Here is a 21,535-nt window from a genome sequence, read left to right as displayed (position 1 = left end):
CTCTTTTGCCTTTTAACTGTTACCTCATTGTACTAGGCCGGCAGCCAGGTGTGTAACCAACTATCTCGACGCTTGGCAAAGTCATACAGCAAATCTGGTCTTGTTTCCCGCAAACATTTTAGGGCTTGGTGTTGGGGTATGGCAGTGCTAGCCAGTCCTTGGAGAATTGCCATTTGACGTTTCCAGGTGGCTGCATCTTCTACAGGTTCTACAAAACGGGTAGGTACTTGTTGCCCAAGTAATAGTGTGTCATAGGAGTGATCGTCAGAGAAAAACTCTGGAGGATGCACTGTATAAAATAGGGAATTGCGGTAAGAAAGGGGTGCGCGTTCCTGAAACAACGCTAGACGTTCGGCTGCACCAGAAATATTTGTATCTTTATTGGCTGCTTGCCAGAAGGGTGTGGAGAGACGGCGATTAAATTTGTAGTGAATGCCCAGAAACCAACGTAGGGCATCCCAACGTTCGTTAATCTTGCGGTTGAGTGTAGATTTAATCCCTACATCGCGTTTTGAGGCTGGTAAGTTGGTCAGCAGGAGTTCCAATTCCAAAACAATCATATGGAGTGCTGTGGATTCTAGGGGTTCGACAAAACCGTAGGAATTACCTACTGCCACAACATTACCTTTCCAAAAATGCTCATGTCGCCCGGAACGAAACTTCACTAACCAAGGTTCACCCATCCCCGGATTTTTGGCACGCATTTCTTCTAAGGCTTGGTCAACACTACAGAATGCCGAAGAAAACACATAGCCTCGATGGTCGGCATCTTCAAAGGGTATATTCCAGCACCAACCATTGTTCATGGTTTCCGCTAGGGTGTAAGGCTTGACAGTGCCATTATGGGGGACAGTGGCAGCGATCGCCTGATCGGTGTAGAGTGTATCCTGGTAACTGACGAATTTTGAACCTAGTTTCTGTTCTAGTAAGAACGAACGGAAGCCAGAACAATCAATATACAAATCGTAAGCTAGTTTCCGTCCATCCTCAGTGATTAGATGGGTGATGTTTTCGCCATCAGGAGCAAGTTGAGCATCACAAATCTGCACATCTAGATGTTCAATCCCAGATGCTAAAGCTTCTTCTTTCAGGTAGCCAATGAATCGCCGATTATCCAAGTGATAAGCCCAGCGAACCAGATGCAGTAATGATAAAGGCTTACCATCACCTCGATCAAAAATGGGGGCGCGATCGCTATTCATCAACATTGCCCCCAAGGATTGATTATTCAAAGTGGAATCATAGAGGACAGATTCTAGTAAGCGTCCACGTTGAAAGGGAAATGTAAAATCATCATCATCGGGTAGTCCCCACTGAAATTTAATCCCTAACTTCCAGGTAGGTGCAACCCGCCGATAAAAATCAACGATATCCAACCCTAAAAAGCGGGGACTATGGAGGAACTTTACAAGTTCAGGAGTTGTGGCTTCCCCCACACCAATCACCGGGATGGCACTCGATTCTAGCAATGTCACTTTAATATCTGGATGGAAGGCACGAAAAGCCAAAGCTGTTAAATACCCCGCCGTACCGCCACCCAAAATCCCCACTGTTTGGTAACTATCGGCGGCTGGACGGATATTAGCTTGGAGGGGATTCGGCCAAATCCGGCTGGTTTCCTCAGCCGCAGCTGCGATCGCATTTCGTTCTATAACTCCCGACGGTGCATCCAATTGCGGTGTACACTGCTGACATTCACCACTGGGAAATAGCCGCTTGATAATGCGATCGCCCTTTTTATTAATTTTGACAACGCTAGTAGCGCGAGTTGGTGTGAAAGTAGCCAAAACTGCGATCGCTTCCTCAATACAAGCCTGGGCTACAGATGGGAAAAGTTGACTATCTGTCGTGACAGGGGTTGACAGTTGCGGCAAAATCTCCTTTAAGACTGATGGAACACCTTCCAATGTGACGACTCGACAACCAAAACAAGCAGTTGCACCCCTAATCACTGTGGGGCCAATGAGTGCTGTGTCTGGGGAAGCAGTGACGAATAAACAGGGTTTGCCACTAGCTAAGGCTGATTTATTAACATCGAAAAGTGCTTGATATGGTAAACCTTCTAAAGCACAAACAACAAAGTCAAAGGCTTGCAAGATTTCACAGAGTCCAGAGACAGTCACAGCGTCTAGACTATCTGGGGATGCTGTCACCGAGCCGTTAAAAAGTATCCGTTCTTGCTGGAAGGCAAGAAATTCCGGTGTTTGGCAGGAAGCAAAATCTTTGAGGGAGACAGCACGGCAATTTTGAAACCCTGCGGCGGCAAAGCTTTGAGTGAGAGTAGTTAGTAATTGGTGATTGCCTAAAATAGCGATCGCTTTTTCCTTAATGCGATCAGGGACTGTAGGCAATTGGAAGCCTTGATTTTGGGGTGGGGCTTCAGTTGTCAAGGACTCCTCCAAGATATGCAGCTTAGTTAAGGCTGAAATAATTTCCTGTAGGTAATGCTGATCATACTTATTTGCTAGTTGAGCATAAATTTCCTCCAGCGAACCATCAATCAACGCCAGCAACTCGCGGATAGTATCAGGCTGAATGCCTTCGAGAACGAATACGTCATTACCCACCCAACTACAAACCTCACCCACCGGATTGAGGATTAAATGAGCATTGGGGTTAAGCCGAGGTAATTGAAGAGTAGTATTTATGAAGTCAGCCATTGACATTTTCCTTCCTTCACAACCTGAATCGCCTCGTGAATTGATAAGGCATTATCACAATTTTTGATGAAATAGTTTTTGACTTGCCGCCAATAATCTAAATCCAAGGTGTCATTTTTATTTTGATACTTTGTCGCCACCCGTTGACCCATCAGCAGATTCAGATAACCGTTGTATCCAAAAACACTATTAGGGCGGAGCAGAATTTGACCTATGGGCGATGGGCCATTGTTTTGAAAAAAGTCTACTATTGCTGCTGCTTCACCGATATCAGTATTTTGTTGGCAGTGCTGCCAGAACTCTGATTTTACGTAGTGATTGAACTTAAAGTGAATCGATAAAAAGTCACGAATATCATCCCACTTTTGTGCGATCGCTCGATTAGCCAAATTAATTAACCCTGGGGTGGGTTGTTGGTCTGCATCAATTAACACATCACATACACATTTAATGGTTTCGCCAATCATGTGTAATCCCGTTGATTCCAAGGGTTCTACAAAACCTGACGCATTGCCTACTGCTACAACATTTTTCACCCAGAATCGTTGATGCCGCCCTGACTTAAACCTGATCAAACTAACATCGTTACTCATCAGAGGATTTTTCTGTTTCATCTCTTGCAACGCCTGATCATCACTGATGAAAGCAGATGAATAGACATAACCGCGATTGACACGATCCTGCAAATCAATTTGCCAACACCATCCAGCCTGCATGGTTTCGGCTGTGGTAAAGGGATAAATCGCATCATCTCGCATCCATGAGCCTGTGACAGCAGAATTACATAACAAGCTCGTAGCAAAACTACAAAAAGGTTCTTGCAGAATTTCCCCTAGCAACGTGGAACGAAACCCAGAACAATCAACGAACAAGTCACCAGTTAAGGTTTTTCCGTCCTCAAACCGCAGTTGATGAATATCGCCATTTTCCGCGACTGTAATATCTATAACAGGTTGATCAATAATCTTAATGCCAAATTCTACGGCTCGTCTTTCTAGATACGCAACGAAACTAGAATTTTCAATATGGTAGCCAAACCGTTCGTCAATGACAAACTCACCGTCTTTTTTCCGAAAGCAAGGTGATTTATATTGCTCCATTAACAGGGAGTAAATACTAGATTCGGTGGTGGAATCTAGACAATAATAAGCCGTGCTTTTTTGCAAAACAGCCAGTTTATCAGCCAGATGAGTCACAAAAGGATAGTTGAAGTGAGACTGACTAGGATCACCCCAAATAAATTTAATACCCAGTTTCCAAACGGGTTTTGTTTCTGCGTAAAATTGCTCTCGATTTAATCCCAGATACTGATGTAGAAACCAAGGTATCCAGGCGGTAGTTGCTTCACCAACTCCAATAATGGGAATAGTTGTGGAATGAACTACCACCACATTCAACGATGGCATCTTTACCTTTAGGGCTAAGGCAGAGAGAAATCCCGCACTACCTCCGCCGAAAACTACAACATTGTGTATTGTTTTTTCCACACGAATAGCTCAAAAATATTAATTATATTGAGGCTTGTAGTGAGGGCTTTAGCCCTCTAATTACTTTGAAGGCTAAAGCCCTCACTACTAACCCAGATTCATAGGAAGTCCACCAATCTTACCAATAGATTCTGGACTTGCTTCTTAAATTACTTAAAGATTATTACTTGTCATGAGGTAAATCGGATAGGATTTTTTGACAGTATTAGATACGGAAATAACTATAATGCGTGTCACTATCTGTGGTCATGCTGCTTTATATATCGAAACTATTGATCAACGCATCTTGCTTGATCCATGCTTCTCTGATGAGCTTATGGGCGGGACACTCACCTACTGTCCTGGTCGGGTATTTGACTTGGATAAACTGCCCAACCTGACGGCTATAGTAGTGACTCACGGACACTTCGATCACTTTCATCGCCAAACACTCGAAAAACTGCCCCGTGAACTACCTGTGATCACTGCGGATGAGCCGGAACTCGTGGCAGAGTTACAGCAAATGGGATTTTCTCATGTGATAGTCTGTCAACCTTGGCAAGCGATCGCACTCGGACAAACTCACTTGCTCCCTACGCCTTCCGACCACGAAGAACCAGAGTTTGGGTTAGTGGTGCGAGATGGCACAGGGACATTCTGGCACATGGCGGACGCAGAGGTAACGGTAGAAATTGGCGATCGCCTCACCCAAGCCTACGGTGCGATTGATTTGATTTCCACTAAGTATCAGCCGGTAGTCCGGGCTAGCATGGGCTATCAACACGGTATGGGGGCAACGTTTGACAGGGAAGGGGTGGTGAGTTGGCTAGAAGCGGCTTGTGCCTGCAACCCTGCTTTAATATTCCCTTACGCCTCTGGGCTGTGCTTTAGTGGTCGCCACGCCTGGTTTAATCGTTATGCGTTTCCGTTAAGTGCAGAAGAAACGGTGCGCTTGTTGCAACGTCGGCTTGGCTCTCCAGAACGGGCGACAACAGTGCGTCCAGGTGATGTGATTGAGCTTCATCTAGGGCAGCACCCACAGCGACATGAACAAGCAGCCGATTTCGTCAAAGCCAAGCCATCTGAGGTGTTGCGTTGGCAACCTGTTGATATTAGTACCCTCACAGGATTATCCACACCTGAAGCACGGCGTACTCTACAACGACAACTGGAGGTATTGCTGACCGAGAAACTGCTTTCATGGCTTAAAGGTACAGTCAAACAGGCTGATACAATTTGGGCTAAGTTTCCCTCTGAGCAGGTGGTTTGGCAATTGGTAGTTCATGCTGGGGATGGCGAACTGCTGAACTATGCCATTGATTTTCGCTCACAGGATTTTTCCGTGGTGTCGGGTGAACATCCAGAAGCCAACTTCTTTACCCACATTGCCGGACAAGCACTAGCAGAGGTGATGACTGGCGAAAAACCAGGGCTAATTTTTTGGCTAGCTGGGGAAGTGCGTAGTTATGAAAAGGTGATCTGTGTCCGCAATGGTCGTTTTGCCGTTCCGCATTGGCCAAACATCCCCGAAGATTTCCCCTCAGATCCACTAACTTACTATCTTCGTCATTTTGGGGCTGGAACAATCCCCATTGATCAGTTAGAGAAAGCACAGAATTCTCTAGTAACGCCCGATGATATTCAAATTTTGACTCGTCTAGGTGAAAACGAAGGAGTAATTAGCAAAAAAGTTCTATTGGCTTATTTGGCGGTGAAAGAAGCCGAACGTTTGGGGTTGAATATTTCCGATGCGGAAATTCAAGCCATGTCTGATTCTTTTCGAGAACAGTTTAATTTGCAAGATAGCCAGGCTACAGAGCAATGGTTAAAGGAAGCAGGATTAAGCCTAGAAGTATACTCAGCCGTGATGCGAGATTTCACCGCCGTCCTGAAGTTGGAGCAACATTACACTAGCGTCATTGAGCCGTGGCTCGCCAATCATCGCCGCGTGGCTACAGCTTGTTATGCGCGATCGCATCGAGACTCAGTAAACAATGAATAATCGGCAAAGATTTGAGTTTGCCCCGACTGGTATTTTGCGGGCTGCGGCTTGGCCTATTGAGACTATTCAAGGTTTCGGGAATCAGGAACTTGCAACCCTGGCACTTGCAGCCATTCACAATCATGACGCTCACACCTGGAAAGAATACACAGCCGCCTATCACCAGGTACACGAACAAGAACGGGAACGACTGTGGCAGATCACCGCAAGCGATTCCTGGTTTATGAAAGCACTGTTGTTGTCGAATCCATCCCTCGTCACGGAGGTACGGCGTGGGCTACCACTCAGTCAAGGGAAACGGACAAAAAAAATTCGCCATCTAGAAACAGCACTGTATCGTTACCTAGCAAGGGCTACGGGACGCACCACACCCTACGGTTTATGGGCTGGTGTGGGTTTAGTCGAATTGGGAAAGACAGCGCAGCAGGAATCAGCAAAGGCGCAGTATTCCTTTACACCTGATCTGCGCCCTTGGCAAACAATATTGCGATCGCTCGCCCAGCGTGCAGAATACCGTCAAGCTGCAATTTGGCGTTTAAATCCCACTTTGAAGCGACAAGCAGATGGTTCTTGGCACTTTTGGGGACGGACTCCCGATGGATTAGTTGAGCAGCGTGAAATTGATTCTCAAGAAATCGTAGATGTTCTCTTGGAGGAACTCACAAAATTAGAACTAGGAACATTAGATCAACTGTCCAAAACAGTAGCAGCCTCACCTCGTTGGAACTATGCAGCCAAAATACAGGATATTCTGCATATGTTGATCGATGGGGGTGTGCTTGTAGGCGGACTCGATCTGCCCTATCGATTTGAGAATCCCTGGCAAGCCTTAGTAGTGGTGGCAGACAGGTTAATTGAGTCAGATCGTCATCTGTGGAACAAAGCTATTCACCAACTAAATCACCTTGGCGATACTCTAACAGCGCAACTTGAGGTCATATCTCTGGATGCACTAACAGAGTATCTACAACAAGCCAAGGCATATATTCAGGAACTCGCCCAAGGTCTTGGTGTTCAACTCATCTCGCTACCCGATCCAGTGCTGCACTGCGATTTGGGGCTACCATTGCGGATTACCATTGATGAGGCGCAGCAAAATGCTTTACTAGAAACACTTCTAGACTATGAAGACTGCTGGATTCACAATCTTAGTCCCGCCTCCGCATTGCGGATGGCGTTCCGTGAACGACTGCAACAGGAATTTGCTGTGGGTGTTGCTCTCAGTGATCTCAAATCTAACCTAACTGCCGACATGACAAAGGCTCATAGCGATCGCGCAGTCGTCAACCGCATAGCACAGTGGGAACACTGTTTATCACACAACACAGAGGAAGTGGTTTTAGAAACTAGTAGCAATACCCTAAAACCCTCCCTGTCTACAGCCCCTTTTGGTTGCCTGTTTGTGGGTTTATTTGATTCATTTCAACAGGTAGTTCATGGCATTGGTGATGAGCCAGTGCGAATCTTTGCCCGGTTTAGTGAATTACTCAAGTGTCATCATCTATTGCATTCTTGGTTTCAAGAGAGGCTGGAAGATTTAGCAACCCAAAATCAAATTCAGCTGGCAGAACTACAAAATCCCTTTGAGCGTAACCCCAATGTCCTAGCTCGTCCCAACTTCGGGATGCTGCCGATTGAGTTGTGGGGAGCAAGTCCAGATACTCCATCCCTAGCTGATGCCAAAATTTTTCTTGATGCTAAAACTCAGCTACCTTTTTTAAAATTATCTTCCTGTGCCAATCCCGTAGCAGTATTCTGGTTTTCCTTAGCTGCGATCGCCACTTTTGACCCCATCTGTGAGCAGTTACTTTGGACTACCTTTCAAGATAACCCTATGGCGGTTTTTCGCGCTGCTACACAGCCAATGCAGATTGAACTTACCGCACCCCGGTTTACTCCTCGTGTGCGACTACCTCAAGACGCTACTTTACGTCCGCGTCGGACTGTTTTGAGTGGGCAAATCTTAGTAGAACTTGCCCAAATGCCTGCAATGGAGCGTTTTGCTAAGTGGCAGCAATTAGCAGCTGACTATAGCTGGCCGATGCTGCTTAATCTACAAATTGCAGGTCAATATTCACTTTTAGTACATCGGGATAGCCCCTTAGCACTGGAGTCCTTTTTCAAAAAAAACTTGCCAGCACAAACCCCGTGGCTAATTGTCGAAGAGTTAGTCAATCAACCCTGGCTAGTTGACTCTCAAGGGCAGCATTATATGGCAGAATTAGCCCTACCGTTTGCGCGAAGAGAACACGGCTGGTCAAACAATTTTGAATTTGGAATAAAATAACGTGACACGTCGAAGATTAAGCAACAAAATTAGATTCCAACTGATTTATCAGGACGAGACAAAATTTGGTAGTGCTGTCACTGGACAATGTGACACTACCATCCGACGCTACTGCAAAAGCATCATGGCGCACCGTCAACAATATGGCCTTGCAGATGTGGTGGCGCATTCACGGGAATTACTGGCAGCAACGATGATTCCTGGTGGACTGGCGGATTTGTATGCAAGTCCTGGTGTGCTGCGAGAAGATTGGCTTTATCCAGATCCTCAAGCTGTTCAACCTGTTGCTCTGCAACTGGAACGCAATCTTGGTGAAAGTATCGCCACCCTCGAATTATCTCCCCATCTCTTGTCAGATTTAGCTTTATATTTAGGGGAATGGCAACAAGGAAGTACAGCACCCACTACGACCGTTGCCCACGAGTTATGGAATGTGTTAAATGACTATGGCGTACTAGTGCAAGATACTTTGCCTGAACCGTCTCTACTAGGCCATGCTGCCTTTGTTGGTCATTCAACTCTACAATTTAGTGATGGCAATTCTAGTATTCTGTTTGATCCATTTATATTGCCCAAGTCTGAGGTTTATCCGCCTAACTATCAACCCCTCAGCCTAGAGGAACTAGGACAACCTGATGCGGTATTTATTACTCATTCTCATCCTGATCATTTCGATTTAGGAACATTGCTAAGACTTGGTGCTAACACGCCAATCTTTGTTCCCGACGTGAGGCGAGAATCTGTATTGGCAATTGACATGGCATTGCGACTGCGTCAGTTGGGGTTCGATCATGTTCACACCCTCGACTGGTTTGAAGAAAGGCAGATTGGCGGGATGCGAGTCATCGCCTTGCCATTTTACGGGGAACAGGCGACCGTTGGGGAAGTTCTCCACCCAGAGATTCGTAATCAGGGCAACACCTATCTGGTTGAGTATCACAATCGCCGCGTGGCACTGACCGCCGATTCTGGTAATGACTGTCTGGGAAATGTCAAAAAACTAGCAGATACAGCCAAAGAGCGTTATGGTTCTCTTGATACTCTCTTTGGCGGCTATCGTGGTTTTGGACTATATCCGATTCAGTATCTATTTTCCTCCGTTGCCCGGTATCTGACTTTTGTACCTGAGAAGATTTGGCAAGTCCGGCAAAAAATGATGTGTGATGCCGATGATGTCATTGATGTAGCTGAAATCTGGAATGCCAAACACCTTGTACCGTACTCAGATGGGGGTGCGCCCTGGTTTTGGCAGCGTGGTCTTGGCCCTTGTCTAGATGGTTCACAAGCACACATCATGGCTGTTGACCCCACCCCAGACCATGTTTATCAGGTAGCAAATCAGCGTTCTGGGACTCGTAAAGATGGAGCGATCGCATCTCCCGTATCGATTTGCTTACTTCGCCCTGGGGATTCTCTAATGTTTGCAGAAGCAGATAAATTATTAGTGCAGAATCAGTCTTGGCCTTATGTTAATGATTCAGGCTCTCAAAGCACGAAATCTTGATATCTTAAAAAATAAAAATATACTAATAATCAATTCTCAACGCTGCTATGCAACCCTGATTTTTTACAGTTGTGGTTGCAAGTAAAAACCACGAATTCCTCCACCGGCAGTAGTTTGAGGTGTCCCTCTATTGGGAGCAATAAAGGGTTGATTAGTTTTTTGATGCGAAATTTTCGGCACAGATATTACACTAAACTGTGATTCTGTATTCATTCTTGTAGATATACCAGAAATAAGAGATAATCCTACAAAAATAGAAATTGATGTAATAGTAAAAGCTTGATTTATCTTATTCATAATATAATCAACTATTGCGATTAATAAATACAAAACTCTGTTGCAAAGAAGCAATATCTTGCCCTTTACATAAGTGCGTATTTTGTACAATTGAAAATCTCTATATATTTACATTCACCAGATAGAGAGGGTTTTACGCAAAGAATGACAGACTCCCCTATACCCTAAGCCATCTGTCGCGCCATCAAAGTTGCAAATAAACCCTCTTGAGAGACTAATTCCTCAAACTTACCTTGCTGGACAACTCGACCAGCTTCAATCACATAAATTCTGTCAGCATTGCGAATGGTGCTGAGGCGATGGGCAATCACAATGCGCGTTACTCCCAAATTATCTAAGCTGTTGCTGACTATAGCTTGGGTGCGATTATCTAAGGCACTGGTAGCTTCATCAAAAATCAGGATTCTCGGTTTTAATACCAAAGCACGGGCAATTAATAGCCGTTGTCTTTGTCCTCCAGATAGGTTTGTACCCCCCTCGGAAATGACTGTGTGCATCTCCATTGGCATGAATTTAATATCATCAGCAAACCCGGCCATCCGTGCTGCTTCCCAAGCTTCATCCATTGTCACCAATGCGCCGCTAGAAATATTTTCAAAAATTGAGGCACTATTAATCCGCCCATTTTGCAGGACTACACCAATTTGTCGCCGCACTGCTGATATATCTAATCCTGATAAATCCTGACCATCGTAGTAAATCGTCCCGTCTTTAGGTGTTTCAAACCCCAACAACATCCTAATAATTGTAGATTTACCGCTACCAGAAGGCCCGACTAAAGCAATAAACTCTCCTGCTTCGGACTGAATGGTGACATCATCTAAATTGAGGGGGCCGTCTTCTCGGTAACGGAACGTCATATGATCAATCTTGACTTTACCTGTTAAGCGTCCTGGATTACTTTTGTTCAGGTCAATTTCTGGTTGAGCCTGAAAGATAGGTTTTGCTCGTTCCCAAAAAATACTGATATCTAATATGCTGACTATGGTGTTGCTCAGTTGCGTTGCACCCAAGATAAAGATAGCAAAGGCTGAGTTAAATGCTAAAAATGTACCTGTAGTTAATCCGACACTGCCTTGAGATGGGGCTTGTGTAATTAAGATGACTGCTAGCCAAAAGATGATGATTGTAGTGACTGTTGGCATGACAGTATTAAATATAGCTAAGATATCTTCTACCAATTCTGTACTCAGTTTGAGTTTGAGTTGCTGACTATACTTTTTTGCCCAATAAGCAAAAGCGCGGTCTTCTGCACTGCTGACACGAAGTTTAGACACGCCTGCAACCATCTGGACAGTAAAACCAAAAATATCTCCTTCTATTTCTTCTAAAGCACGCAATTTCTGGCGGGTAAGTATGCCGGAGACAGTAGTAAAGATGATTGTCGCCAGTGCTACTGCTAGCACAACTAAAGCCAAACTAGAACTGTAGAAAAACAACAGTCCCAAATTCAGCAGGGAGAAGAAACTAGTAAAAATTGTGCGTAATACTGTATCGCCGAGTTTTTGACGAATTTGAGTAATAGCGGAAACACGAGATTGTAAATCCCCAATGGAATACTGACGGAAGAAAGACACTCGCAGATTTAATAATCTATCCCAGAGAGCGGCTTGGGAATCTAAACTACCTTTACTGTCTAGTCTCAGTCCGGCAAATCCTTGAGCAGTTTGAAAAATCATTGTGCCAAAACTGGCTGCTAACAGACCCAAGCCAATTTGGAGTAATAAGCCCCGATCTGCATCGGGAATGGCAGCATCAATGAGGATACCAGTAGCCAAGGGGGTTAACATCCCTAGAAATGCAGCGACTGTACCTGTAAGGAGGATAATCAGAAGCTCTTGCATCTGCCCCTTGAAGGCAAACTTTAACAGATCGATCGCAGTTAGATTTTGATCAGGTAGGGGACGATACAACACATAGGCAAAGGGAGCTAGTTGTTGAGCAGTATTATTGTTTACAGGAGTACGAGTGTGATTTTCTGGGTCAAAAATTTCGTAATTTCTTGTTCCTATTGGTAAAACTGCCACAGGGCGGTTATCTTGATACGTATATGCTAGTAGAGGGTTAGTATCCTTTAGCCACCATTGATCGTTGAGTAATACCCGCCGAATCCGAATGCGGGATGCACGCGCGATCGCTTCTAGGGGTTCTTTGATCCGATTCATATCTTCGGAACGTGCCGGGGGCAAAATCTTGATGCCTAATGCCTTACCTACTGCACCGGCGGCAATCAAAAGGGATGTCCCTTCTTGCAGAAGTTCCGCTTGTTTGGGTTTGAGAACTGATGCCAAATTACCTAAAGCTCCAACTGTTACCTGATGGTTAAGTTGTTGTCGTGCTTGGAATTGCTGCAATTTGGCGGCTAACTCCTCCTGTTCTATTTGGACTAGAATTTGGCAGAAATCGCTGTGCAGTTCATTAAGAGTGACTTGGATGGTGTCCCAACTACTCAGCTTTTGCGGATCGGATAACACAGGCGGAATTACCCAGCGATCGCCTACACAACTACAGATATTTTTCCCCCAAGTCTGCACTAACTCCAGAAAACCTTGAGACTCATCTTTCTGCCAGTCATCTCTAGTTAGTTGCCACAGTACAGTCTCTTCCATCGATACCGCTAAAATTTTATGCGTTTTCGTCGCTATCCCAAATAATGCTTCCCCGGCATTGACTGTGAATAGATAACGACGAATCCCCTCAATCCCTTGGTGGAGGGGAATAGCAAACAGCGCGATCGCACCAGATTTAATCTGCCAAACTGTGTGATGATCATCTAAAATTATGGACTGATTACCTGTGAGCAGTAACTTGGAATCATTCATTTGAACTTATGGCATTTTTCAATTAATTAGTTTGTAGTCAGCACTTTAGTGCTTAGAAAATAAGGACTAAAGTCCTTACTACGAACCATTACCTCATGCTATGAAATTGTGCTGCCACTGCTGGCGGTATGTTGGTAAAGCAAATATAAAAACTGTTTGGTTCTGCGGTTTTGTCTAAGACTTTAGCATAAGTATCTTCACTTGTTGCGGCAGTATCATGTAGAAAAAAATTTAGTTTCAGATTAGTAAATGGTTGCAAAACTACAGGATTTTCTGCTGAATCATGGCAGATTTGCGCTCCTTTGGTTGACAGCTTAACTAAGTTGCCTTTTCTCACAGTGCTATCTACGTCTTTACCATCCAAAATTGCATACTGTAGGGGAATCGCTGCTGGTAGTTGCCAAAATATTTCTGCTTCTTGAGTCAGATACAAATTGTATTCTCCTGTAATTCCACCAATTTCATATATTTTGATGGGTTTTGTCACCCCTTTTGCTTGTACTTCTTTCTGTCCAATAATTTTGACGACAGCACCAGTTTCGTTAATAGTTGATTCGGAAACAAAAATTTGTCCACCGACTGTATAAGATTCAATCCGATAAGTTAAATTTACTTGACTACCAATAATTCCATATTTAGTGCGTTTTTCTGAACCAATATTACCTACTACTACTTCTGCTGTATTAATACCAATCCCCATTTCGAGTTTTGGTAATCCCATTTGCTGGATTTTTTCATTCACATCTGCCATTGCTAACTGCATCGCCACTGCACAAGCAATAGCTCTAGTACCATCATCTTTTCTAGTAATAGGCGCACCAAATAAAACTAAAATGCCATCACCCATAAACTCATCAATAGTTCCTTGATATTGAGTGATGATATCTGCCATATATCCCAAATAAAGGTTAATAATTTTAATTACTTCCTCCGCCGATAATCTCTCAGCCGTTGCGGTAAAACCTCTTAAATCAGAGGTGAGAATTGTGATTTTTTTGCGTTCTCCGCCCAGTTTCAAACCTTCAGGATTTTCTAATAAATTGGCAACTACTTCATCAGTAAGGTAACGACCAAAGGTTTTGCGAATAGATCCCGCAGTCCTAGCAACATAAGCAGTCACCGCAATTCCTGAACCAATTAACGTAATTAATGATGGGACGATAGGAATCCACCACCCTGCCAGAAAAGCAAGATAACTAATACCTATAAGACTACATCCGGCCAGTAATAAGCTAATCAGAGGTAATAGTGATTTGCTTTTAGATGTACCACTATATCTTTGTTGCCATCTTAATGTTGCACCAATTAAGGCCCACAGAGAAATCCACAACCATTCTTGCGGTTTATGCCAAGTTTTAATTAAGGGTCGATTATCTACAGTCGCACTTAAAATTTGACTGATAGCATGAGCATGAATTACTACTCCTGCCATGCGTTTTGGTGCTGTCAATATCGAGCTGCTATAAGGTGTATAAAATAGGTCTTTGAGACTTTCGGCAGTAGAGCCAATTAATACAATGCGTCCCTTTAGTAAATCCTTGGGAATACGATTTTCTAACACATCTATGATTGATATACGCTGAAAATCTTGCCTAGAATGGCGATAATTTATAATTACCTGATAACCTTGGTCTTCGGCTCGGATATAACCACCATCATTACCTTTAAATAAAGGGTAAATTACCTTTCCTGTTTTGACTAAAAAATTATCTGTTTGTCCGACATCAATACTGCGATCGCTCAAATAAAGATAGGCTAATTTAAAGGCAAAACTAAAGACATTTTCCTCACTTTTATCGGCTAAATACAGCAAATTACGGCGAACTTTACCATCCCCATCTAAAGGAAAATCATTTGCACCTACTTGTCCTATTTTTTTCAGAGATGGCGGTGGTGCAACTGCTGAACTATCATCACTTTCAGCAACTTTCTGCACGCCAATTAAATTGGGTGTAGACTCAAATACTTTCACTAATGAATCATAACCAGAACCTACTGGTAAATCTCGATATAAATCTAAACCTATAGCACTGGGTTTTTGTTGTTTTATATTTTCTAAAATCTTGGACAGTAACCCATCTGGTAAAGGCCAATTACCGCGCTTACCGAGTTTTTGCACATCAGATTCATTAATTTCAACAATGACAATACGCGAGTCTATAGATTCTGGAGGACGTAACAAAAACATTTGATCCAGTGCGGCTAATTCCAACATCTGCAATAGTCCACTCAAGCGCAGGATGAAGACAAATATGCCTACACTGGGAGCAGTGATTAAGATACCGCGCCATTGCCAAATTTGTTTTTTAATTGGACTCCACATGGGATTAATTCGTAATGGACTAACGTCCCGCTCCGCTAACGTAATTCGTAATAGCCTACGGCTAACACCTCGGTAAGAAAGGCTTGCGTCTACGTAATTAAGGAGGTCTGAGTTTCAAGGCTTGCATCTGTGCCTATGTTGTGGGGGCTGGGTATTTTCTCTATATTTATTGATCAAAGGTTGGGAAACTAAGTTTTTTAAGCCGACTGACTCTAACAATACTTGCCAATTAGCTGTAACTGTAAGATCACCTACGGCGGGGCTTTGTCTATCGTTAGGATTAGCAAGACGTTGTTTTACTAAGGTATGTAACGCTTCATGCCAAATGCCAGCATTAGCATAGACTTGGGAGAGTTGCTGGGGATTTGTTCTGGCTAGCTGTTGTGATAAAGCGGAAGTGGTTTGGATGCGTTCTATCCAACCATCTACAGTCATCTCTTTTTCTGGTTCTTCGGGATTGCAGGCGATCGCAAAATACCAGTGATATTGTTTACCAACCTTTAGACTCGGTGCGTTGGATGGGAGAGTAAAGCCAATAATGCCCGGTTTATTAGGAAGTTTAACAGTCGTTGCGTAGACTATACCTTTGTCATCTAGGATGGAAAAGTGTGCAGTTGGCACGCTGATTTGTGGCACAAACCAGTAGAGTGTCGGACGTTCAGCCAAAGTTAAACCTAATTTATTTTGAGGTATTAAAGGCTGTAAAGTTTCATTACTTGCTAAATCGCAGGAATCACCACGGCTTCCCCCACCAGCCGTAGTCCGGGGTGCTTGGCGATTTGGGGGGATAAATTTCTGACTGATTTGCCAATTCTGCAATCTTCTCGGTGATTCAGCTATTCCCACTCTGGGCAAAATATAAATGATTGATAATCCTAGAGAGAGAGGAACTGCTATCAGGTTTATAAATTTTGTTATCAAATTCATATTAAGTTAGGTTAATTTTCCACACTGTAAAAACAACAATTATTTTTACTAACGCAAAAGGTGATATTTAGTTAAATTAATTACTCATAATAAAACTAATATTGGCTTTTAGTCCAAAAGATTTTTAACTATCATATCAAGGTTAAAAGTCTACATTTTAGTGTAACAGATAATTTAATTCCACTCATAATCAAGTTTAGATACTATGCTCAGAGAAATACTGGCTAATTTTTCTAATTTTGCAGCTTTTAGAGATAGCGATATTGATTGGATTCTCAGTGTAAGTAAATTCACAGAGTATCATACTGGTGAAGTTCTAATTCAAGAAGGTGAAGCAGTTCTTAATACAGTAGAAATTTTGTTAGCAGGAGCATTAAGTATTTGTGTTTCTCCTACGGGAAATATAGAAGATGCAGTAGAAATTGATCGTGTGGCTGCTGGAGAAATTGCAGAATCTCTATCTTTTATAGATAATCGTCCCCCATCTAGTAGTTTCATCGCCTTAGAAAACTCACGAGTATTATCTTTACCTAGGCTTTTGTTAATTAAAAAGTTAGAGCAAGATACAGAATTTGCTGCTAATTTTTATCAAATGCTATCTATTTCACTGTCACAGCAATTGAGAAGATTAACTGACTTTTTGACTAAAAACAAAGTAGTTCCAAGTGAACCACTACGAAAAGTTTTATTTGTCTTTGCCATCTTGAATGATAGTGATATTGATTGGATGATTTCTCAGGGAATCAGAACGCAAGTGAATCCGGGGACGATGCTGATTGAGGAAGGTAAACCTGTTGAGGCATTATATATATTGTTAGATGGGAAATTAGGGATTTTTGTTACCACATCACAAAATGAACTGACTCAAAAAGAAATTGCTAAATCAGTCAAGGGTGAAATTTTAGGAGAAATGTCCTTTGTAGAAACTACAACCGCCTCTGCCACAGTCAAAGCAGCAGAATCTTCCGTATTATTAGCACTACCACAGCACATACTAGCAGAAAAATTAAAGCAAGATACAGGATTTACAGCCCGTTTTTATCGAGCGATCGCTGTGATTTTAACAGATAGAATTCGTGATAGATTATTCCGTCGAGGATTCGGTAAATTAGCCTACCAACTAGACCAACTCTTATCCGAAGATATCGAAGTTGAAGATGAAATCGACTTAGATACCTTAGACAATACCGCCCTAGCAGGTGCTAGATTTGACTGGATGATTAAACGGCTCAATAGGCAATCTTGAAGACATAAGGTAGAAAGGATCAGTTACAAATTACGAATTAACAAATGAATGGCTGACAAAGAAAGCATATTTCGCAAAGAATCACTGGAGCGTTTATCTTCTCCAGAAAGATTGGATCAATTAATGCAGATAGTCAACCCTTTAGATTGGCTACCTTTGGCTACTTTGGGTAGTTTTATCTTCTTGGGGTTAGTTTGGAGTATTTTTGGACGGATTCCCATTACGGTTTCAGGTAAGGGGATACTGATTAAACCTAATCAAGTCATAACTTTTGAGTCCCCCATCTCAGGACAGTTAAAAAGTCTGAATGTTAAAACCGGACAATGTATCGAAAAAGGACATATCCTAGCCACAATTGATCCTACTGATCTCAAACAGCAATTGCAACTCCAACGCTCGAAAGTGGCGCAATTGCAATCACAAAGCCAGTATTCTATCTTACTCCAGCGACAACGCACCACAAAAGAAAAAGAAGCGATCGCGTCTGCTAAAGCAAGTTACATTCAACGTTTGCGAGACACCCAAACTCTTACGCCTGCATTTTATGAAAAAGGCTTAAATGCTATCCACCAGCAGCGTATTAGTTTACAACAACGTCTCAATGATGCAACAGAACTTGTTCCTGTCCTCCAAGATAGACTCCAGAAGCGTCAGCAGCTTTTAGATGCGGGAGCAATTGCCAAAGATACATTATTACAAGCAGAGCAAGAATATAAACTCCAGTTGCAAAGTGTGTATGAGATTCAAGCTCAACTTAAGCAGTTAGATGTGCAGGAAACAGAAGCACAGCAGAGATACTTAGGAAATCTTAGTTCTGTAGGAGAACTGCAAGCGCAATTAAAAGACTTAGAAACCAGGAGTAAACGTATTGATCAAGAAAACGTAGAAAATATTAATACTAAAGTTAATCAAATTGAAGAAGTAAATCGAGCGATCGCTCAACTAGAAAAACAAATATTAGATAATAGCCAAATTGTCAGCATCAGTAGTGGTTGTGTGTTAGAAGTTTCCACTTTTGTTGGTCAAGTTGCCAGTCCCGGAACTCCTCTTGTATCTGTCAACAGCAGCGACAAAAACACCCCACTCATTGCCGTCTCTTATTTTAACGTCAAAGATGGCAAGCAGATTCAACCAGGAATGACCCTACAAATCACCCCCGATTCTGTGAAAAGAGAACGCTTCGGCGGTATCGTTGCTCAAGTTACCTCTGTTTCTCCCTTACCCGTCACTAAAGTAGGTGCAAATTCTATCATTGGTAATCCTGACTTAGTAGCAAAAATTTTACCAACTGGCGGCGGAGATATGGAAGTAAGAGCAGAAATGGTGATAGACCCAGCTACCTTTAGCGGTTATCGTTGGTCTTCTTCCCAGGGGCCAAAATTAAACATTTCTGCGGGAACAACTACCAGTGTGCGGGTGAAAGTAGCGGAGCAAGCCCCAATTACTTACGTCTTGCCAATTCTTCGTGAATTTTCTGGGATTAACTAAAGGTAAGTAGCGACTGTCTCAATAGTCAATAAAAAATCAGCAATAGGAAAAAACAGCAGCAAGCATAGGCTAAATCTGCAATATTTACACCGGAGTCTCTGTAAATTAACTTTCTGACTTATAAATCAAGTTTGCGACTTATAAATCAACTTTCTGGCTTATAAATCAACTTTCTGACTTATAAATCAACTTTCTGACTCGTAAATCAACTTTCTGGCTCGTAAATCAACTTTCTGTTCCCTCTCTCTACCAATGAATTTAATTGTCTCAATTCCAAACCTCAATCCCTTCCATAAAAAAACGCCACCGCCAGATTTAGGAACAGCACAAAATCAAATCCTCTCCCGTGTGAAAACTCCTACTCTCTTGCAAATGGAAGCCGTAGAGTGTGGCGCGGCCGCTTTAGGAATTATTTTGGCGTACTACCGCAAAATTGTACCATTAGCAGAACTGCGGCAAAATTGCGGCGTTTCCCGTGATGGTAGCAAAGCTTCTAATATGATTAAAGCTGCCAGAAACTACGGAATGCAGGCTAAAGGTTTTAAAAAACAGTTGGAGCAATTAAAAACACTCCGTCCACCATATATTGTCTTTTGGAATTTCAATCATTTTTTAGTAGTCGAGGGATTTAAAAAAAATTGGGTTTATCTTAATGACCCAGCAACAGGCCCAAGGCGAGTTTCCTGTCAAGAATTTGATGAAGCTTATACAGGCGTTGTGCTGATCATAGAACCAGGGTCAGAATTTCAAAAGGGAGGCCGCAAACCTAGCTTAATTGGCTCGTTGATTGACCGCTTACGAGGTTCTTTTGGGGCAATTCTCTATTGTTTACTGGCAGGATTTTTTCTAGTTATTCCCGGCTTAGTTCTACCAGTTTTTAACCAGATATTTGTAGATAATATATTGATAGAAAATCGTACAGACTGGCTGCGTCCCCTGATTTTGGGGATGGCAATCACCGTGATTATTCAAGCGTGGCTGACGTTACTGCAAAGGCAATTTCTCAGAAAACTAAATATTAAGCTATCAGTGGAAATGTCAGGGCAATTTATTCACCATATTTTGCGGTTGCCAGTGGGATTTTATGCCCAAAGATTTGCCGGAGAAATTAGCAGTCGGATTAATATTAATACCAAAGTAGCAGAAGTATTATCTGGTCAATTAGCTAGAACCGTAATAGATACTGTGATGGTGGTATTTTATGCTATTGTGATGTTTGCTTATGATGGCGTGCTAACTGCGATCGCGATCTGTTTTGCTGCCATTAATATGTTGACATTGCAGTCAGTTTCGCGGCAACGCACAGATATTTATATGCGAACCATCCAAGACCGGGGGAAAGTTGCAGGTACAGAAATCGCTGCCCTCCAGAGTATGGAAACTCTCAAAGCATCAGCATTAGAATCTGATTTTTTTGCTCGTTGGTCTGGTTATTACACAAAATTTATCAACGGTCAGCAAGAACTAGGCATTACTAATCAAGTATTAGGTGTTTTACCTGCATTCTTAACTGGTTTAAGCTCCCTATCAATTTTAGTTATTGGGGGGCTAAGAGTGATGGATGGACACTTGAGTATTGGTATGTTGGTGGCTTTTCAAAGTTTAATGACTAGCTTTCTAACACCAGTTAACTCTCTAGTTAATTTTGGCAGTACCCTCCAGGAACTAGAAGGTGACTTAAATCGTTTAGATGATGTGTTACAAAATCCAACCGACTCAGAATTAGACAGTCAAAATTTGCATATTTCTACAACTCAACCACTACAGTATTGTCAACTTCAGGGATATATAGAATTAAAAAATGTCACCTTTGGCTACTCACGCACAGATAATCCTCTGATTCAAGACTTAAGTTTTCAACTCAAACCAGGACAGAGAGTAGCCTTAGTTGGTGGTAGTGGTTCTGGTAAATCAACTGTTGCCAAATTAGTAGCAGGACTTTATCAACCGTGGTCGGGTCAAATTCTTTTTGATGGTATTCCTAGAGAACAAATTCCTAGGGCAATACTATCTAATTCTTTAGCAATGGTAGAACAAGAAATCTTTTTGTATGCCGGCACTGTACGGGATAATTTAACTTTGTGGGATGATACAGTAACTAATTCTCAACTAGTGCGAGCTTGTAAAGATGCGGCAATTCATGAAGTAATTCTAGCCTTACCTGGAGGGTATGAAGGTAACTTACTGGAAGGTGCGGCTAATTTTAGTGGTGGACAACGCCAACGTTTAGAAATTGCTCGTGCATTAGTCAACGAACCCACAATTTTAGTCATGGATGAAGCTACCAGTGCTTTAGATGCAGAAACGGAAAAAATCATTGACCGAAATCTGCGCTATCGGGGTTGTTCTTGCATTATTGTGGCTCACCGTTTAAGTACCATCCGCGACTGTGATGAAATCATTGTTCTAGAACAGGGTAAAGTCGTGCAGCGAGGTAGCCACCAAGAGATGTCACAGATTGATAGCCCTTATGCTAGGTTAATTCAGTCAGAGCAAGCTAATGTTTAGTTGAA

General features: G+C 42.7%; 12 protein-coding genes. 6 read left to right on the top strand and 6 right to left on the bottom strand.

Features of this window, described 5'->3' with window-relative positions; genetic code table 11:
• Positions 1-32: 32 nt before the first annotated feature.
• Both VB693_RS23945 and VB693_RS23940 read right to left on the bottom strand, forming a co-directional pair.
• Positions 33-2,660: a tryptophan halogenase family protein gene (locus VB693_RS23945; protein WP_323268444.1), complete on the bottom strand. Its 2,628-nt coding sequence runs from the start codon at positions 2,658-2,660 to the stop codon at positions 33-35.
• Entirely contained in the window at positions 2,645-4,147 is a 1,503-nt protein-coding gene (locus VB693_RS23940) for a tryptophan halogenase family protein (protein ID WP_323268443.1), read from the bottom strand. The genes VB693_RS23945 and VB693_RS23940 overlap by 16 nt, the downstream gene beginning before the upstream one ends.
• Positions 4,148-4,373: 226 nt before the next feature.
• On the opposite strand from VB693_RS23940, the gene VB693_RS23935 reads away from it, so the two are divergent.
• From VB693_RS23935 to VB693_RS23925, 3 genes are read left to right on the top strand one after another with little or no spacing between them, the layout of a single operon-like run.
• Positions 4,374-6,128: an MBL fold metallo-hydrolase gene (locus tag VB693_RS23935; protein ID WP_323268442.1), complete on the top strand. Its 1,755-nt coding sequence runs from the start codon at positions 4,374-4,376 to the stop codon at positions 6,126-6,128.
• Positions 6,121-8,415 (top strand): lantibiotic dehydratase, encoded by a 2,295-nt coding sequence (locus VB693_RS23930; RefSeq protein WP_323268441.1) that lies wholly within the window; start codon positions 6,121-6,123, stop codon positions 8,413-8,415. The genes VB693_RS23935 and VB693_RS23930 overlap by 8 nt, the downstream gene beginning before the upstream one ends.
• Position 8,416: 1 nt before the next feature.
• Positions 8,417-9,919: an MBL fold metallo-hydrolase gene (locus VB693_RS23925; protein WP_323268440.1), complete on the top strand. Its 1,503-nt coding sequence runs from the start codon at positions 8,417-8,419 to the stop codon at positions 9,917-9,919.
• 63 nt (positions 9,920-9,982) lie between these two features.
• Here VB693_RS23925 and VB693_RS23920 read toward each other — a convergent pair whose 3' ends face one another.
• From VB693_RS23920 to VB693_RS23905, 4 genes are all read right to left on the bottom strand, one after another.
• Positions 9,983-10,216, bottom strand: a complete 234-nt coding sequence (locus VB693_RS23920) for a hypothetical protein (protein WP_323268439.1) — start codon at positions 10,214-10,216, stop codon at positions 9,983-9,985.
• A gap of 164 nt (positions 10,217-10,380) precedes the next feature.
• Positions 10,381-13,038 (bottom strand): NHLP bacteriocin export ABC transporter permease/ATPase subunit, encoded by a 2,658-nt coding sequence (locus VB693_RS23915; RefSeq protein WP_323268438.1) that lies wholly within the window; start codon positions 13,036-13,038, stop codon positions 10,381-10,383.
• 88 nt (positions 13,039-13,126) lie between these two features.
• Positions 13,127-15,361, bottom strand: coding sequence for an adenylate/guanylate cyclase domain-containing protein (locus VB693_RS23910; protein WP_323268437.1), 2,235 nt, complete (start codon positions 15,359-15,361; stop codon positions 13,127-13,129).
• A gap of 114 nt (positions 15,362-15,475) precedes the next feature.
• Positions 15,476-16,288: a DUF928 domain-containing protein gene (locus tag VB693_RS23905; protein ID WP_323268436.1), complete on the bottom strand. Its 813-nt coding sequence runs from the start codon at positions 16,286-16,288 to the stop codon at positions 15,476-15,478.
• Between the two features lie 205 nt (positions 16,289-16,493).
• On the opposite strand from VB693_RS23905, the gene VB693_RS23900 reads away from it, so the two are divergent.
• The 3 genes from VB693_RS23900 to VB693_RS23890 all read left to right on the top strand — a co-directional run bounded on the left by VB693_RS23900 (position 16,494) and on the right by VB693_RS23890 (position 21,530).
• Positions 16,494-17,534: a cyclic nucleotide-binding domain-containing protein gene (locus VB693_RS23900; RefSeq protein ID WP_323268435.1), complete on the top strand. Its 1,041-nt coding sequence runs from the start codon at positions 16,494-16,496 to the stop codon at positions 17,532-17,534.
• Positions 17,535-17,582: 48 nt separating this feature from the next.
• A complete protein-coding gene (locus tag VB693_RS23895) occupies positions 17,583-19,022 on the top strand; it encodes an NHLP bacteriocin system secretion protein (RefSeq protein WP_323268434.1) in 1,440 nt (479 codons plus the stop codon).
• A gap of 372 nt (positions 19,023-19,394) precedes the next feature.
• A complete protein-coding gene (locus VB693_RS23890; protein ID WP_416233415.1) occupies positions 19,395-21,530 on the top strand; it encodes an NHLP family bacteriocin export ABC transporter peptidase/permease/ATPase subunit in 2,136 nt (711 codons plus the stop codon).
• The last annotated feature ends 5 nt before the right edge of the window (positions 21,531-21,535 follow it).

This window comes from Anabaena sp. UHCC 0399, assembly GCF_034931465.1.
Taxonomy (GTDB): domain Bacteria; phylum Cyanobacteriota; class Cyanobacteriia; order Cyanobacteriales; family Nostocaceae; genus Trichormus; species Trichormus minutissimus.
Note: the sequence above shows the minus strand (reverse complement) of the source record. Positions and strands in the feature narration are given on the sequence as shown.

Coding starts and splice junctions, on each gene's coding strand:
- VB693_RS23945 (WP_323268444.1), bottom strand. CDS start 2,660: ATGGCTGACTTCATAAATACTACTCTTCAATTACCTCGGCTTAACCCC.
- VB693_RS23900 (WP_323268435.1), top strand. CDS start 16,494: ATGCTCAGAGAAATACTGGCTAATTTTTCTAATTTTGCAGCTTTTAGA.
- VB693_RS23890 (WP_416233415.1), top strand. CDS start 19,395: ATGGAAGCCGTAGAGTGTGGCGCGGCCGCTTTAGGAATTATTTTGGCG.
- VB693_RS23895 (WP_323268434.1), top strand. CDS start 17,583: ATGGCTGACAAAGAAAGCATATTTCGCAAAGAATCACTGGAGCGTTTA.
- VB693_RS23915 (WP_323268438.1), bottom strand. CDS start 13,038: ATGAATGATTCCAAGTTACTGCTCACAGGTAATCAGTCCATAATTTTA.
- VB693_RS23930 (WP_323268441.1), top strand. CDS start 6,121: ATGAATAATCGGCAAAGATTTGAGTTTGCCCCGACTGGTATTTTGCGG.
- VB693_RS23935 (WP_323268442.1), top strand. CDS start 4,374: ATGCGTGTCACTATCTGTGGTCATGCTGCTTTATATATCGAAACTATT.
- VB693_RS23905 (WP_323268436.1), bottom strand. CDS start 16,288: ATGAATTTGATAACAAAATTTATAAACCTGATAGCAGTTCCTCTCTCT.
- VB693_RS23910 (WP_323268437.1), bottom strand. CDS start 15,361: ATGTGGAGTCCAATTAAAAAACAAATTTGGCAATGGCGCGGTATCTTA.
- VB693_RS23920 (WP_323268439.1), bottom strand. CDS start 10,216: ATGAATAAGATAAATCAAGCTTTTACTATTACATCAATTTCTATTTTT.